Origin of the sequence: Schinkia azotoformans (genome assembly GCF_035811335.1) — a bacterium.
GTDB lineage: Bacteria > Bacillota > Bacilli > Bacillales > Bacillaceae_J > Schinkia > Schinkia azotoformans.
In genome coordinates, this window is record NZ_JARSMD010000019.1 from 138,409 (window position 1) to 153,954 (window position 15,546).

The following is a 15,546-nucleotide window of genomic DNA, read 5'->3' on the forward strand; positions in this document are numbered from 1 at the left end:
AAACTACCTTCCACAAGGAAAGGTAGTTTAAATCGAAATCCTGTTTCGGTCATAAATTGATATAAATACAAGTCCGAGCAAAAATAGTGGAAGCCAACTGAAGATGAGAATAGTAAATTGTCCAAATGTTTTCATTCCTGTATTCGGGGTCAGGCAAAGAATCAAGCTTATAATAAGCCCCATAAAAAGATATAAAAATAAGGCCATTTGGCATCAACTCCACTTTTTAAGATAGAGTATTGTATGCAATTTATGATGATTTGGTGAATGAGTAACTTAAATTTGCAGCATTCTATATATAGTAACGTCATTTCAGAAAATGGAGGAATTTATTATGAAACGAAAAGTCAAGCACGATGCAGCGAAAACGAATAACAAGACACCTGTTGAAAGTATGCCACAGGTAGAATTTGATAATGAATTTACTGATCTGAAAGCCTTTAAAACAGCTGAAAATGCTAGAATTTCTAACAGAATTGAAGATGAAGGAAAACGATAAAGGGAGGAATCATTAAATGGGTAAAAAAAATCCAAGGCATAATAACCCAGAAGTAAAAAGCCAACAAACTCCGAGAGGGAATAGCAAAGAAGAGTTTGGTCTGGAATTCAGTGATGTAAATGCCAGTAAACAATTTGAAATTGCAGCTGCTAAAAAATATGCGCAAGCAGAAAAGGAAAAATCGGAAGGAGCGCGCCGAAATTCGGAATAGTAAAAAGGCTGATTGTATCAGCCTTCAATGTTTTTTAATGACGCTGTAAAAAGGGCGCTCTTTTTTAGGGTAGGATTATAAAAAATTAGCATTAATGTTGATTCATTATTGATAGACCCGGTTTGAAGATAATGACCGATATCAAATGGGATGACTTCCATAATCGTATGCTTGTGTAAATCCTTTTCAGATAATGAAAGCTGCACAAATTCCTCACCTAATATGGAAGGAGTTTCACTAAGTGTTTTTAAATACTCAGAACGTAAATCCTTATCAAATTTATCTTGCCACCATGGCTTACGTGGCTTATGAGATTTGCTGATTAAATAATCATATTTCATCATTGCTTCAATCACAATTAAAGGCAATTGCTCTTTCGTACTTAAAAACATAAACAATCTTTCAAATAAATCTTCAAGTTGATGCCCAATCCGACTCCAGCCTTTCTTGTCCCAATAGGCACCAAACTCCTGAAAGAAATCGAATGGTGAATCAAAAACATTCCATACCAAATATAGTAAAGTAGTATCCATGCGATGGGCATTCCAATATTTTTCAAGTACATCTTCTACTTGTTTTATTCTTAAGATATCGTTAAACGGTAAAACATTATTCCCTAAAATCTCATATGGGGAATGGTCTTCATATATATATCCGTACTTTTCAGCCTCTCTTCTAAGGCCTGTTCCCCGCAGCATTTTCAGAAAACCAAGCTGTAATTCCTCCGGTTCGAATGCAAAAACATCATTAAACGTCTTTCTGAATGAATCATAGTCCTCTTCAGGTAAACCGGCAATTAAATCTAAATGCTGGGCAATTTTACCGCCTTCCTTGACCATTTGTACAGTCCTTGTTAGTTTTTCAAAGTTTTGCTTTCTTTTGACTAGCGCATTTGTATAATCGTTGGTTGATTGAATCCCTATTTCAAATCGAAATAATCCTTCCGGGGCATGATCATTTAAAAATTGAAGGACTTCTGGCCGCATAATGTCAGCTGTTATTTCAAATTGAAAGACAGTACCAGGATAGTGGTGATCAATTAAAAATTGAAACATTTCCATTGCATAGCTGCGGCTAATATTAAAGGTTCTGTCTACAAATTTCAATGTTTTGGCGCCATGCTCCATTAAAAATAAAATATCTTCTTTTATTTTATCACGATTGAAATAGCGAACCCCAACTTCGATTGATGAAAGACAAAATTGACATGTAAAAGGGCAGCCACGACTTGTCTCTATGTACACAACGCGCTTTGATAAATTTGGAAAATCCTCCGGAAATCGATAAGGAGAAGGGATTGTTGCTAAATCAAGTTTTTCACGCTGTGGGTTAATAACCACTTCTTCATTTCTTCGGTAAGCAATACCGGCAACATTGCGATAGTCCTGCGTTGAAGACATTTCAGTAAGCAATGACTTAAACGTACTTTCGCCTTCGCCGATCGCAATAAAATCTACTTCGTTAATCTTCTCCATCCATTCAAACGTATCATAGGTTACCTCCGGGCCACCTAAAACGATGATGAGCTTCGGTTGAATTTTTTTTAGCATTTTAATTACTTTTATCGTTTCTTCAATGTTCCAAATGTAACAGCTAAATCCTATTACATCTGGGCCTTTTGAGTATAAGTCAGATACAATATTCATGACCGGGTCATTAATCGTGTATTCTGCTAGTTGAATATGAAATTCAGGTTCTGCATAAGCCTTTAAATATCGTAAAGCAAGGCTTGTATGGATAAACTTTGCATTTAATGTAGAACAAATAATATTCATAAATTTACTCCTTTATTCCCTAATCTTACTATTCTATCACAATTTACCAAATTTAAATCAAAACGAACCGGAAAGTTCCGGTTCGCTGTTATAATCTAAATCGTCCAACAGAGTGTTTTAATTCTTGAGTTAAATCATGCAGTCTTGAGGAGATTTCCTTTACTTTTTGAACTGAATCCATTTGTTCATCCGTTGTGCCTGTTACCTCTTCAACGCCGGCTGTTGTTGTTTGACTTACATTGGTTACCCGTTCAATCGAAATAAATATATCATTACTGCGCTTTGAAATTTCATCGGCTGTTTGTGCGATATTTTCAATATTATTTGATAGGTCATCAATATAGGTTACAATCTGATGGAAATTCCTTTCACTATCATTCACTACTTCGGAACCTTCTTCAACTGATTTTTTACTTTGGTCAATATTGATTAAGGCCTTTGTAGAATCACTTTGAATTTCAGAAATTAAAGTCGACACTTTTTCAACGGATTTGCTTGATTGCTCCGCTAATTTTTTTACCTCCTGGGCCACTACAGCAAAGCCTTTGCCTTGTTCACCTGCTCTTGCCGCCTCAATTGATGCATTTAAGGAAAGTAAATTTGTCTGTTCAGAAATATCATGGATTAATTTTGTAATATCGCTAATTTGTTGTAATCTCATATCGAGTGTTTTCATTATATTACTCGACTCAACTGATTGTTTAACAATAATGTCCATATTTGATTTCATTTTTTCCATTGCCATTTTACCTTCTGAAGAAACTTCTTTTGTTTTTCGGGCTTGTCCGGCAATAGTTGAAATATTTTCTGACATAGACTGCATTGAATTGGCATTGTGCTCAACATTGTTAGCAACACTGAACATATCTGTGCTCAGCTTATCAGCACCTAAAGAAACTTCACCCATAGCGTCATTTATAATTTTAGCAACTGAGCTTGAAACTTCGGCTTGTTCATTCAATATGTTTGAGCTTTGATCGACTTCATGGGCGAGGTTGTTAATTTTTTTAACCATGTCTCGTAAACTGTCTATCGTTCTATTTACCGAATGGAGCAGCATGCCGATTTCGTCCTTTGACTTCACTTGTAACTTACTTGAAAGGTCACCATTACTAACAGCCTCCATTAAAGAAGATACGCTATTAATCGGTTGAACAAAATATCTGGCGATGAGCCAGCTTATGACAATGGAAATAGCGATTAACAGAATGATAACAATCACCTGGATGGATACTAATTTTGATAGGCTACTCTCAGTCATTGTATTGGCTTCTGTTATTTTATTGCTCATATTTGTACCAATTGTTTTTGTAAACGATGATACCTCTTCCTGTGGGATTACAGATAAAACGGTCCAACCTGTTTTTTCATGGACAAGAGGAAGATAGGTTACTTGATTAATGTCTAATAAAATTCTTCCATCACTAATTTCTTTAAAAAACGGTAAGTCGTTTACCTTCTTAGCCTCCTTAACAAGCTCCAGGTCTTTATGTCCGATAATAGAGCGATCAGCACCTATTAAAGCTATAAAACCAGTTTCACCGACTTTAATTTGTGAAATATATTCACTTAAAAGAGTGGCATTTAGGTCAGCAGATATTACGCCAGAAAATTGATTGTTAGTGTATATAGGTGTGCTGATTGTAATGAATGATTTGCCGCTTTTACCTTTTTGCATATTTGAGATGTAGATTTGATCATTCTTTAATGCTTTTGCTTTTTGGTACCACTCTTCGCTAATTTGTTTTGGTTCCATTTGATCTTTTGAATAAGTGGCAAGGATTCCGTTATTGGACGCTATATACATGGATGAAATATACTCATTTTTGTTTACAAATCCTTGAAACAGCTGCTTTAGGATAGCAGGGTTGGTAATGCTTTTGCTGGCGTTTAAAGGATATTCAATCGACTGGATTATATTATCTAATTTTTCAACCACATTTTTTCCTTCAAGATAGGTGAGGGTACCCGCATAATGGCCTGAAAATCCGCTAACATCTCTTTCAACGACTTCTGACAGTCCATTTGTTAAATTATCTACATTATTGGAAAAGTTTTTTATTGAAATGTAAGTAAATAATGAACAAATTAATATAATAATAGATGATAAGCCTGCAACGCCGGCAATTAATTTTGCTTTTAACTTCATCGTAATTCCTCCGTTATACCGTAAATTATCTCTAACCTATAAAGCGAGTTGATATTCATCATTAACCGTTAATAGCAATTTTACTATTTCTTCGCTCGGTAAAGCCCTACTTAAATAAAATCCTTGTGCATAATCGCAGTTGTGATTATCCAAAAATTCCAGTTGTTCTTTCGTTTCAACACCTTCGGCCACAACGGTTAATTGTAATTCATGAGCCATCGCGATCATGGCCTTCGTTAAAGCAATATTATTTTTATTCTGTGGAATATCAGAGATAAAAGAACGATCAATTTTTATTGAATCAATTGGTAGTTGCTGAATGTAGCTTAAATTTGAGTGACCTTTTCCGAAATCATCTATTAAGATTTTAAAACCTTGTTTTTTAAGACTAGTAATAATATGGATCACAGATTCCTTTTGAAATAGACTAATATTTTCAGTGATTTCAAGCCCTATTAGAGTTGGGTCTATGTTTGTTTTATCGATTATATGTTTTGTCATCTTTAACAAATTGGCATTCATCAATTGTATAGGAGACAAATTTACAGCGATCTTTGGAATTTTGATACCCGCCAAGCGCCATTTCTGTATTTGTAAACAAACGGTTTCGAGGACCCACTCCCCAATATCTAATATTAACCCCGTTTCCTCAGCTAAAGGTATAAATTCAGAAGGGGAGATCATTCCAAGTGTAGAGTGATTCCAACGAATTAATGCTTCAAGTCCGATAAGATTCCGGGTTTTAATATTTATTTGGGGTTGGTAATATAGTTGTAATTCATTCATCTCAATGGCTTTTATTAAATGTTTTTCAAGTAAGACCTTTCTCCTGACTTTCGCAAGAAGCTCATCCCCAAAAAGCTGGAATTGGTAGCCAACCTCTTTAGCTGCTGTTTTTGCAAGAGTAGCATTTTTGTATAACTCGTCCGCAGTCATTCCGTGATCCGGATAAATGCCAATGCCGATTGTTGCTGATAGGAAATACTCATCTCCATCAAAATAGAAAGGCTGTTCAATTTCTTGCAGAAGGTTTTCAGCTTCTTTTTGGACTGCCTCAGCCTCATATAAATTCGGGTTAATGATAGCAAATTCTTTAGAATTTATTCTCCCGATGAATAGACCCTTGTACCTTGTTTGGATTCGGATAGCTAAAATCTGCAATAATTCATCGCCAACCTTATGTCCATACATTGCATTCAGGGTTTTTAATTTTGCCGTATCAACTATAAATAAAGAAAATTTCTTTTTATTTGCTATCTGGTCATTCAGGAAATTACTAAGATGCTTCATAAATAAGCTGAATTTCGGGAGTCTAGTATAAGAATCATAATGTGTTAGAAATTCTATTTTTCCTTCTGCTTTTCGTTGGGATGAAATATCTGTAAAAACACCTATATAATTTGTAACCACCCCATTCATATTCCTGATCTCGGAAATACTGAGTTGTTCAGGAAAAATTTGTCCGTTTTTTCGTTGATTTATTATTTCTCCATGCCACCGTCCGTTTTTCTTTAATTCTTTTTTTAAATTTGAATAAAATTCGCGAGAATGTAATCCAGAACTTAAAATAGACGGAGTTTTGCCTATCACTTCATTTTCCTTGTAGCCTGTCATTTCTGTAAAAGAAGGATTAATAGTAATGATCTCTTCTTTATCGTTAGTAATGACAAGGCCTTCATGCATTTGATCAAATATTGATTTATATATGGTAAGCTCTAATTGTTGGTCTACCAATGTTCTAATTTGTTCACGGTCTCGGTATATAAATCGTAAAGATATATAAAACATGATGGCCGTAGTAATTAGCAGGAAAACCCATTCTTTATGTGTCGGAACAAATATATTTGCGATAGAGATTCCAACTATTCCGATAACAATATAGGTAGTTGTGAAAACAATAGCAAATTTTAAACCATCTCTTAAATAAGTTTTATCCCTTGTCTTTGGCATTCCACCACAACCTTTCATAGATGATCGACAAGGCTTACGTCTTTATAACAATTACACTATGACATTAGTCACATTATATAATATATTACAGTAAATTTTTACAAGATTTTTTAAAAGTTTCATGAATCTTCATGAATATTTGTTGAATATATGTCATGACTTCTAATTCATGCTATTTGCTATAATAAGGGAAGTACATAATAACTAGAAAAGAATGGTAGGAGGAAATTATATAATGAAGAGAGCTTTCTTCGTGATGGTAACAATTCTGTCGATACTGCTATTAGTTTCATGTAGCGGTGCTCAGATTGGAAATCTTCAATCTGAAAAATCTAGTATAAATATTCAAAATGAAAAAGCGTTGGATGTTTCGATTCGACTTGGTGCAGGCGACCTTACGCTAAGCGGCAACACTGCTAAAGCAGCTGAAGTCGATTTTTCATACAATGTTGAAGAGCTTAAACCGGTTATCGACTACAAAATAGCAGAAGGGGAAGGACAGCTGTCTATTATTCAAAGCAATATGAATAAACCAATGGGGAATTTGGAAGGGCTTGAATACAAAGGCGATGTTGTATTAAATAATACTTTACCAGTAACCCTATATGTGAAAACAGGTGCAGGTAAGAATGTAATAGATCTAAGGGAAGTACAATTGCAAAATGCTGAAATTTATAGTGGTGTTGGAGAAACTACGATTAATTTTGCTGGCGATTATAAAAAGGGATTTGATGCCAATATTGAGTCAGGGATGGGTAAGACTGAGATCATTGTTCCGAAAAATATAGGGGTCAAAATATTAATCGAAAACGGGATTGGAAAAGTGGAAACAGAAGGTCTTAAATCTGTGGATAATGATCAGTATGTTAACGATAGTTATGAAAAAGCAAAAATAAAAACAAATATAAAAATAAAAATGGGTGTCGGTGACCTGAAAATTAAAGTGGAAGAATAAATGAATAGGGCTTAATGGCCCCATTCATTTATTCTTTTGTACCGGATTGTGCACCGCCTTCATTATATTTGTTAGCTTGGGTACTACCAAATTCATTTCCAAATTCAGTATCATGTTGTTTCTGGAATTGTCCTTGTTTGTTTTTCTGATCTGCGTCATTTTTCTTTGAACGTTTTGTCAAATGAATCATCTCCATTCATAATTTTTCTTCCTTAGTTTAAATCGATCTCTACTTTCTATACTTATTTGTGGAAAATTTTAATAATGTTGAAAAATTGTCAAAAAGTAATCGCTTTGAAAGTAGATCGAACTGATAAAATTAACTTAGGTGATGTAGATTTAAATGGGGGTGTGTTAAATGGCAGAATGGTCAGTTGTAATGAATATTACTTTTGTAGTGGTTGGAATTACCTTTATTTTGTTCAGCCTTGCGGATGTAAATGCTTCACAAAAGAACTAATTAACGCATTTTTTTACTTATGAAAAGGGGTTGCACTAATTTGGGCAGCCCTTTTTATTTTTTATTATTGACTATTCAGATTTATTTATATATAATCCTAATTACTAATTAAATAGAAACATACTTATCGAGAGTGACGGAGGGAACAGGCCCTTTGAAGTCCGGCAACCATCAAGCATGCTTGAAAGGTGCTAAATCCTGCAGGTTTTTACCTGAAAGATAAGGTTGAGTGGCGAATAAACCCTTCTTCCTTATTGGAAGAAGGGTTTTTTAACTTTATTTATTTTTATGTTGAGTTTTCGAATGTGATTAGGGGGAATTGGAAATGGCAGAAAAATTTAGCACTTATGATTTAGAAACAGTATTATTACACGGGGGACAATCACCAGATCCAACAACAGGATCTCGTGCAGTTCCTATCTATCAAACTACTTCATACGTTTTCCATAATACAGATCATGCTCAAAGCTTATTTTCATTGGATGAGGCTGGGAATATTTACACTAGACTCGGGAACCCAACAGTTGATGTCTTAGAAAAAAGGATCGCATTATTGGAAGATGGGGTAGCTGCTGTCGCAACATCGTCCGGAATGTCAGCAATTGCCTTAGCCGTTATGAATATTGCCCATGCAGGAGATGAAATTGTTGCAGCTACCAATTTATATGGTGGAACATATAATTTATTTGCTAATACATTGCCTAAATACGGAATTAAAGTCGTGTTTGTTGATCCAACAGATCCTGAAAATTTCCGTCATGCAATAACAGAAAGAACGAAAGCCGTTTATGGTGAAATAATTGGAAATCCAAGTCTTCATGTCCTTGACGTGGAAGCTGTTGCAGATATTGCTCATGAAGCGGGTATTCCGTTAATTGTTGACAGCACTTTTGCAACACCATACCTTTGTAAGCCAATTAAATGGGGGGCCGACATAGTCGTCCATTCGGTAACGAAGTGGATCGGAGGTCATGGCACTTCTATTGGCGGCATTGTCGTTGATGGTGGACGCTTTAACTGGAATAGTCCGAAATTCCCTGGATTTACTGAACCGGACCCAAGCTACAATGGGATCATATATGCGAATGAATTTGGAACATTAGCTTATAGTACGAAGCTTAGAGTCCAATTGCTTCGTGACTTCGGTTCATGTTTAAGTCCCCAAAATGCTTTTCAATTAATTATTGGACTTGAAACACTGCATTTAAGAATGGAAAAGCATACAAAAAATGCGGCTGAGCTTGCGGAATACCTTAAAAATCATCCAGCAGTTGAATGGGTTTCTTACCCTGGACTTCCGGAACATCCTGCACATGAATTAGCCAAGAAATACTTGCAAAACGGTTTCGGTTCAATGGTAAACTTCGGAATAAAAGGTGGACGTGACGCTGGTAAAAAGGTTATTGATAATATTTCGCTATGGTCGCATGTAGCCAATGTCGGAGATGCAAAATCGCTTATCATTCATCCTGCATCAACAACACATCAGCAGCTTTCCGCTGAAGAGCTTATACAAACGGGTGTTACAGAAGATCTTATTCGTTTATCGGTTGGGATTGAATCGCTTAGAGATTTAACAGCTGATCTTGATCGCGCATTTTTTGAAGCAACAGGCATATCACTTAATGGAAATGGAAAAGGTGAGGTTGCTGTAAACGATGAAGGTGTCATTCGTTGGTTACTACAATCACCATTTGTTCAGGAGGAGATTGATGGGAAGGTTGTCCAACGTCCGAAAAGATTAGCAGTTGTGGGCTTAAGTGGCAAGCCTGGTCGCCCAAGCTACCGTTTAACAAGAAAAATGCAGCGCTTAGGATATCAAATTGTACCGGTAAATCCAAAAGAAACAGAGATTCTAGGCGAAAAGGTTTACCCTGATTTAAAATCAATTCCATTTAAAGTTGATGTAGTTCAAGTATTTAGAAGCCCGGAAGCCGCTATAGAAGTGGCTAAAGAAGCACTTGAAATCAATCCAAAAATTTTCTGGCTGCAGGAAGGCGTTATTTCGCCAAAAGCTGTTGAAATTGCGACAAAGGGCGGATTAGAGGTTATCCATAATCGCTGTACTTATAAAGAAGCACAACGCCTTAGAGGAAGTATCGTAACATTTGCCTGTGAGCTTTAAAGGATGTGGGAAAATGTCAACGATTAATATTGCCCTGCTAGGGTATGGTACAGTTGGAAAAGGCGTCTATGAAATTATCAACTCAAATCAGGAGCGGTTTTTAACGCTATTAGAACAAAACGTTAAAGTTGTTGCTATATTAGTTAAAGATATCGACAAACATATCCCCCCGAAGGAAGGCATCTTATTAACAGATCATTTCGAGGATATTATTCAGTTGCCTAAACTTGATGTTGTTATAGAAGCAACTGTTGGAGTGGAACCAAGCTTTTCGCATATTACAAGGGCGATACAGAGAAGATGCCATGTAATAACTGCCAATAAAGAAATGTTTGCCCACCATGGACAAGAAATTATCGAATTAGCTAAAACCTATGGAACAACAGTCGGCTTTGAGGCGACTGTTGCCGGTGGAATTCCGATTATCCAAACATTAAATAAGCTATTAAATATTAATCAAGTTCAAAAAATTGAGGGCATTTTGAACGGCACAACTAATTTTATCTTAACAAAGATGAGAGAAGAGGGTTTATCGTTTGAAGAAGCCCTATCCTTGGCACAGGAATTGGGATATGCGGAAGCTGATCCTACGAATGATGTCGAGGGGTATGACGCTTTTTATAAAATGATGATATTAAGCCAAGTATGTTTTGGTCAGCAGCCAGATTGGAAAGCTGTTTTCCGCAAAGGAATTACCGGGATTACACCCGATCAAATAAAACATCATGATACTACTAATTTGAGAATAAAACATATTGCCTCCATAACAAAAACAGAGCAAGGAATAGAGGCTATCCTAAAACCGACTATTGTTCAATCTTCACATCCTTTTTATAATGTAGAGGGAGTTGAAAACGCGGTATCTATTCATGCGAATATTGTAGGTAATATTAGTTTAAGCGGACCAGGGGCGGGGATGTATCCTACTGCCAGTGCAATCGTTGAAGATTTAATTCATGCCTGCCGTACAGATGTTAATGAATGGCATACAAGTGCTGTTTCACAAACAAGTATTGTTTAAATAGAATTTTTTATTAGAGTGAGATTTTGTAGAATTTTATCTGCAGGTCTTGCTCTTTTTTATTGGGAAAATTATAATGGATGGATTTTAAAACTGACCAACCGCTCAATTTCATTGTGAAGAAATGGTAGGTTAAAAAGAGGTTAAAAAAAATTAGTTTTGTTGATCGAAGTATTTTTTTAGTTCAAAAAAAGCATTTTCAATTTGAGGTAACCGGCTTTTCACATTATCAACATACTGTGTATCATAAATATTAGTGTTTCCCCTCAAAGAATTTGACAAGTCCTGTAGAAGTTTAACTACTTTAAATGTATCGTTATTATTCATTTTATACCTCCTGTTAGTACCAGATAATAAATATCCCCTATGTCCTATTTTATAGAAAATATTACTACAATTCAATAGAAAAAAATTTGTTGTGAAATATTTTACAAGAAACTTTCGAAAAATAATTGTATGCTCAAATGTAAACATTTTCATAAATGAAATTTTCTTATTCTACAGGATTTTGTAAGATATTAAATGTAAGCGCATTAAAAATCGTCAAAGTTTTGAAAAACATTTTTCGACTATTTTCAACCATTTTAGGGTATAATAAAATTAAATAATAAAAGAATGGTAAGTTAAAGGAGTTCATATTCATGAATGAGTTATTTACAGTTGGCCAAGAAGTAATAACGAATGATTTGTATTTTTCTCGTTATGGTCAGGTGATAGCTGGAGAAGTAGTCAAGGTTGAAAGAGATAAAATCTGGGTGAAAAACCAATATAACACGATTTCGGTTATCAACAATATGTGTCTTGAGTGCAAAGTAAATGAAGAAGAAATGGTAGGGCTACTAATTTAATGTTAGTAGTCTTTTTGTTTTCTTGAAAACTTTTTTAGATTTTTACAAGGAATTTAGTTTCTATGTCGAACTAATAATATAGCAGCTTTTTTTCTAGGGTGTATATTGATGAAAGGTGTGATGTAGTTGATTATTAGGAAAAAGTTGGATGCAATGCAATTTCTTGAGAAATTTACAGACATTGCTTCATATGACTATGAAAATGAAAAGCATTATTTTGTATTTAAAGACAAGGAACGCGGTGGACAATATACATTAATGAAAAAGGACGAAAGATGGTCCATTCACGGTAAGGGTGAAAACTATTGTGATGATGGTGAAACGATGATGGATGATATCGATGGTTTGCTTGTCTTCATATGGAAACATAGGAGCAAAATTAATCATGTATTAAAAGAAATTCTCAATTCAAGTGTGATCGCATGAATCAGTAATGGCCGGAGGAACCCCGGCCACTGCTTTTTTTATTTCACAATGATTTTGTTGTCTTCAATGGCAACTTTTATTTCAGTGATGTTCCCATTGTCTAACAGTAAATCCGATATTTGATCTTCAAGCTGCTCTTGGATAATACGGCGTAATGGACGTGCACCAAAGGCAGGATGGTAACCGAGCTCAGCTAATTTTTCTTTTGCTTCAGTTGAAACATCAATTGAAATGTTTTGTTCGTTTAATAGAGCTTTTAAGTCATCCAACATAATATCAACGATTTGTAAAATATGCTCTTTTTTCAAGCTCTTAAATTCAATGATGCTATCGAAACGGTTTAAAAATTCCGGCTTGAAGAAAGCGCCAAGTGAATCTAAAATAGTGCCTTCAGTTGAATCCTCCGATTGTTGCTTATCAAAGCCTACTGTTACTTTCTTAGCACCGACTCCGGCATTACTTGTCATAATAATAACGGTATCCTTAAAGCTAACTGTTCTGCCTTGGCTGTCTGTTAGGCGGCCATCCTCTAAGATTTGCAGGAACATATGCTGTACGTCGAGGTGCGCTTTTTCAATTTCATCCAAAAGAATGATGCAATAAGGATTTCTGCGCACTTTCTCGGTTAATTGTCCTGCTTCATCATGTCCAATATATCCTGGAGGTGCACCGATAATTTTAGAGACTGAATGCTTCTCCATATATTCACTCATATCTAGACGGACTAGGCTGTCCTTTGTTCCAAATAACTCCTCCGCAAGTCGCTTCGTTAATTCAGTCTTACCAACACCCGTTGGTCCAACAAATAGGAAGGACCCAATTGGACGATTTTTATCCTTTAACCCTGCACGGCTACGCTTAATTGCTTTTGAAACTTTTTGAACGGCTTCTTCTTGGCCGATAATTTTCGCTGAAAGATTGGCAGCGAGTTTTTTCATTTTTACTTGTTCATCCTGTTGAAGTTTTCCAACCGGGATCCCAGTTTTTTCTTCAATTATTTTTTGAATTTCACTTACTCCAACGATTGCTTGTTTAGTATTGTTTCCAGCTTCTAGCTGCTTTTCAAGCTTGATTTCCTCGTGACGCAATTTTGCTGCTAATTCATAATTTTCTTCGCTTGCTGCTTTATCCTTCTCCTTTGCTATTTTAGCGAGGCGTTCATTAAGTTCTGTTGTATCTTGGCCTGCATGCTGCAAATTAACTTTTGAACCAGCTTCATCTAATAAGTCGATCGCTTTATCTGGAAGGAAGCGATCTTGAATATAGCGATGTGAAAGAGTGACACAGGCTTCAATCGCTTCGTCCATATATTTTACATCATGGAAGCTTTCATATTTTGCCTGAATTCCTTTTAAAATTTCAATTGCTTGTTCCACTGTTGGTTCATTTACGATAACGGGTTGGAACCGACGTTCAAGGGCTGCATCTTTTTCAATATGACGGTATTCTTTTAAGGTTGTTGCCCCAATAAGCTGCAATTCACCTCGAGCTAAGGCAGGCTTTAAGATATTACCAGCATCCATAGATCCTTCAGCAGAGCCAGCTCCTACTAATAAATGGATTTCATCAATAAATAAAATGATGTTTTTTCGTTTTTGAAGCTCAGAAATCAATTGTTTCATTCGTTCTTCAAATTGGCCGCGAATTCCGGTATTGGCAACTAGACCGGCCACATCTAGCAAGTATAATTCTTTATTTAAAAGCTTAGCCGGCACATTTCCTTCAGCAATTTTTAAGGCTAAGCCTTCGGCGATTGCTGTTTTACCAACACCAGGTTCACCAATTAAAACTGGATTATTTTTATTGCGTCGATTTAAGATTTCAATCACACGATTTACTTCTTTATCTCTGCCAATGACAGGGTCTATAATGCCGGCTTTTGCGGCATTTGTTAGGTTTCGACCGAATTGATCAAGAAATCCGTTGCCGCGACTAGCTTGGCCAGTCATTTGTTGCCCATGAAGGTTTGTGTAAAGATCTTGGTCTTGTTGTCCAAAATTCATTCCATTAAATACATTCTGGAATGGTGTTGGTCCTCCGAATGGGCTAAAGCCACTTGGAATTTTAAAATTTGCTTTTTCTTTGTTATAGCATTCAGAACATAGATGTAATTGTTTCTTTTGTTGGTTTAATTGGATATTTAAATGCACTGTAGCTTCGTTTGTATGACAAATTTGACAATACATAAAAGTTCCTCCTTTAGTAATTGGTAATGTTTGACCTTAATTGACTTTGATCTTTCTTGACTATAATTAAATCAAAAAGGTCAAAAAAGGTCAAGAAAAAAATAAAAAAATAAAGCCAGCAGATTATTCTGCTGACTTAAGTTCATCTAAAATTGGAAAGAGCTCTTCAAGATGTTTAATTTCATAAGTAGGGGTAACGTCAGGAAGTCTTTCTTTATTATGACGATTAATCCATACTGATTTAATGCCGGCCCGTGTTGCCCCAAGAATATCAGTCATTAAATTATCGCCAACCATAATAGCGTCTTCTTTGTTTATTTCCATAAGTTTTAAGGCATGTTCAAAAATGGATGGGTCAGGTTTGCCTCGTCCAAAATCGCCGGAAATAACGATTTGATCAAAGTACGGAGCAATTTCTGGTGTAATCGTTAATTTTGTATTTTGTAAATCGGGTGAGCCATTTGTTAATAATAATAATTTATAATTACCCTTTAATTGATCAAGTACTTGAAATGATTCATCGTACACAAATGGTTTCTCCCGGCGTATAGCGGGGAATAGCTCACCCAACTCATACCCGAAATCAGGATCTTTAATGCCTAAAGCAGCTAAACCTCGTGTCCATGCTTCTTTACGGTAGGTTGGTACAATTTTGCTCATTTTCATAAAGTCTTCTTGATCATCTGAAAAATTTCCCCATAGACCTTCAAATGGATTGATTCCAATCATCTGTGTAAATGAGTAGGTCTCATAGGAGCTGTATAGTTCTCTTGCTTCTTTGCGGACAGCTTCCTCAAGTTTTTCGGGGTCAACATTATATTTTTCTTTTGCTTTTTGACATGTTGCAACAAACGCTTCTTTTACGCTTTTTTGATCCCATAGTAAAGTATCATCTAGATCGAAAAATATTGCTTTAACCATTATTATTTACTCCTCTTCCT

At 35.6% G+C, this 15,546-nt stretch carries 14 protein-coding genes and 1 riboswitch; of the genes, 7 read left to right on the forward strand and 7 right to left on the reverse strand.

The window, feature by feature from the left end:
• Nucleotides 1–334 precede the first annotated feature (334 nt).
• Complete coding sequence (locus P9E47_RS11545; RefSeq protein ID WP_003329218.1) at nt 335–499, forward strand: hypothetical protein; 165 nt, start codon at nt 335–337, stop codon at nt 497–499.
• Between the two features lie 16 nt (nt 500–515).
• The gene (locus tag P9E47_RS11550; protein ID WP_003329219.1) at nt 516–710 is read left to right on the forward strand and encodes a hypothetical protein; all 195 of its coding nucleotides are present in this window, start codon (nt 516–518) and stop codon (nt 708–710) included.
• Nucleotides 711–727: 17 nt separating this feature from the next.
• Here P9E47_RS11550 and P9E47_RS11555 read toward each other — a convergent pair whose 3' ends face one another.
• From P9E47_RS11555 to P9E47_RS11565, 3 genes are all read right to left on the reverse strand, one after another.
• Nucleotides 728–2,485: a B12-binding domain-containing radical SAM protein gene (locus tag P9E47_RS11555; RefSeq protein ID WP_003329220.1), complete on the reverse strand. Its 1,758-nt coding sequence runs from the start codon at nt 2,483–2,485 to the stop codon at nt 728–730.
• Nucleotides 2,486–2,573: 88 nt separating this feature from the next.
• A complete protein-coding gene (locus P9E47_RS11560; RefSeq protein WP_326163517.1) occupies nt 2,574–4,634 on the reverse strand; it encodes a methyl-accepting chemotaxis protein in 2,061 nt (686 codons plus the stop codon).
• Between the two features lie 36 nt (nt 4,635–4,670).
• Nucleotides 4,671–6,584: a putative bifunctional diguanylate cyclase/phosphodiesterase gene (locus P9E47_RS11565; protein ID WP_326163518.1), complete on the reverse strand. Its 1,914-nt coding sequence runs from the start codon at nt 6,582–6,584 to the stop codon at nt 4,671–4,673.
• Nucleotides 6,585–6,819: 235 nt separating this feature from the next.
• On the opposite strand from P9E47_RS11565, the gene P9E47_RS11570 reads away from it, so the two are divergent.
• Nucleotides 6,820–7,539, forward strand: coding sequence for a toast rack family protein (locus tag P9E47_RS11570; RefSeq protein ID WP_326163520.1), 720 nt, complete (start codon nt 6,820–6,822; stop codon nt 7,537–7,539).
• Nucleotides 7,540–7,567: 28 nt separating this feature from the next.
• Here the strand turns inward: P9E47_RS11570 and P9E47_RS11575 are convergent, their stop codons facing one another.
• Nucleotides 7,568–7,720, reverse strand: a complete 153-nt coding sequence (locus tag P9E47_RS11575; protein ID WP_169315866.1) for a hypothetical protein — start codon at nt 7,718–7,720, stop codon at nt 7,568–7,570.
• Between the two features lie 400 nt (nt 7,721–8,120).
• Nucleotides 8,121–8,225: riboswitch (SAM riboswitch) on the forward strand.
• Nucleotides 8,226–8,324: 99 nt separating this feature from the next.
• Here P9E47_RS11575 and P9E47_RS11580 point away from each other — a divergent pair.
• Nucleotides 8,325–10,124 carry a PLP-dependent aspartate aminotransferase family protein gene (locus P9E47_RS11580; protein ID WP_326163522.1) on the forward strand — a complete coding sequence of 600 codons (1,800 nt, stop codon included), beginning with the start codon at nt 8,325–8,327 and terminating at the stop codon, nt 10,122–10,124.
• A gap of 13 nt (nt 10,125–10,137) precedes the next feature.
• Nucleotides 10,138–11,145, forward strand: a complete 1,008-nt coding sequence (locus P9E47_RS11585; RefSeq protein ID WP_326163525.1) for a homoserine dehydrogenase — start codon at nt 10,138–10,140, stop codon at nt 11,143–11,145.
• Between the two features lie 153 nt (nt 11,146–11,298).
• Here the strand turns inward: P9E47_RS11585 and P9E47_RS11590 are convergent, their stop codons facing one another.
• Nucleotides 11,299–11,472 carry a hypothetical protein gene (locus P9E47_RS11590; RefSeq protein ID WP_157382021.1) on the reverse strand — a complete coding sequence of 58 codons (174 nt, stop codon included), beginning with the start codon at nt 11,470–11,472 and terminating at the stop codon, nt 11,299–11,301.
• A gap of 314 nt (nt 11,473–11,786) precedes the next feature.
• Between P9E47_RS11590 and P9E47_RS11595 the strand changes: the two genes are divergently transcribed.
• Together P9E47_RS11595 and P9E47_RS11600 are read left to right on the forward strand one after the other, a co-directional pair.
• Nucleotides 11,787–11,993, forward strand: coding sequence for a hypothetical protein (locus P9E47_RS11595; protein WP_003329227.1), 207 nt, complete (start codon nt 11,787–11,789; stop codon nt 11,991–11,993).
• Between the two features lie 126 nt (nt 11,994–12,119).
• Nucleotides 12,120–12,419, forward strand: coding sequence for a hypothetical protein (locus tag P9E47_RS11600; protein ID WP_003329228.1), 300 nt, complete (start codon nt 12,120–12,122; stop codon nt 12,417–12,419).
• 38 nt (nt 12,420–12,457) lie between these two features.
• On the opposite strand, the gene P9E47_RS11605 is transcribed toward P9E47_RS11600, so the two are convergent.
• Together P9E47_RS11605 and P9E47_RS11610 are read right to left on the reverse strand one after the other, a co-directional pair.
• Nucleotides 12,458–14,605, reverse strand: a complete 2,148-nt coding sequence (locus P9E47_RS11605) for an ATP-dependent Clp protease ATP-binding subunit (RefSeq protein ID WP_326163527.1) — start codon at nt 14,603–14,605, stop codon at nt 12,458–12,460.
• Nucleotides 14,606–14,728: 123 nt separating this feature from the next.
• Nucleotides 14,729–15,526, reverse strand: coding sequence for an HAD family hydrolase (locus tag P9E47_RS11610; protein ID WP_003329230.1), 798 nt, complete (start codon nt 15,524–15,526; stop codon nt 14,729–14,731).
• Nucleotides 15,527–15,546: the final 20 nt, after the last annotated feature.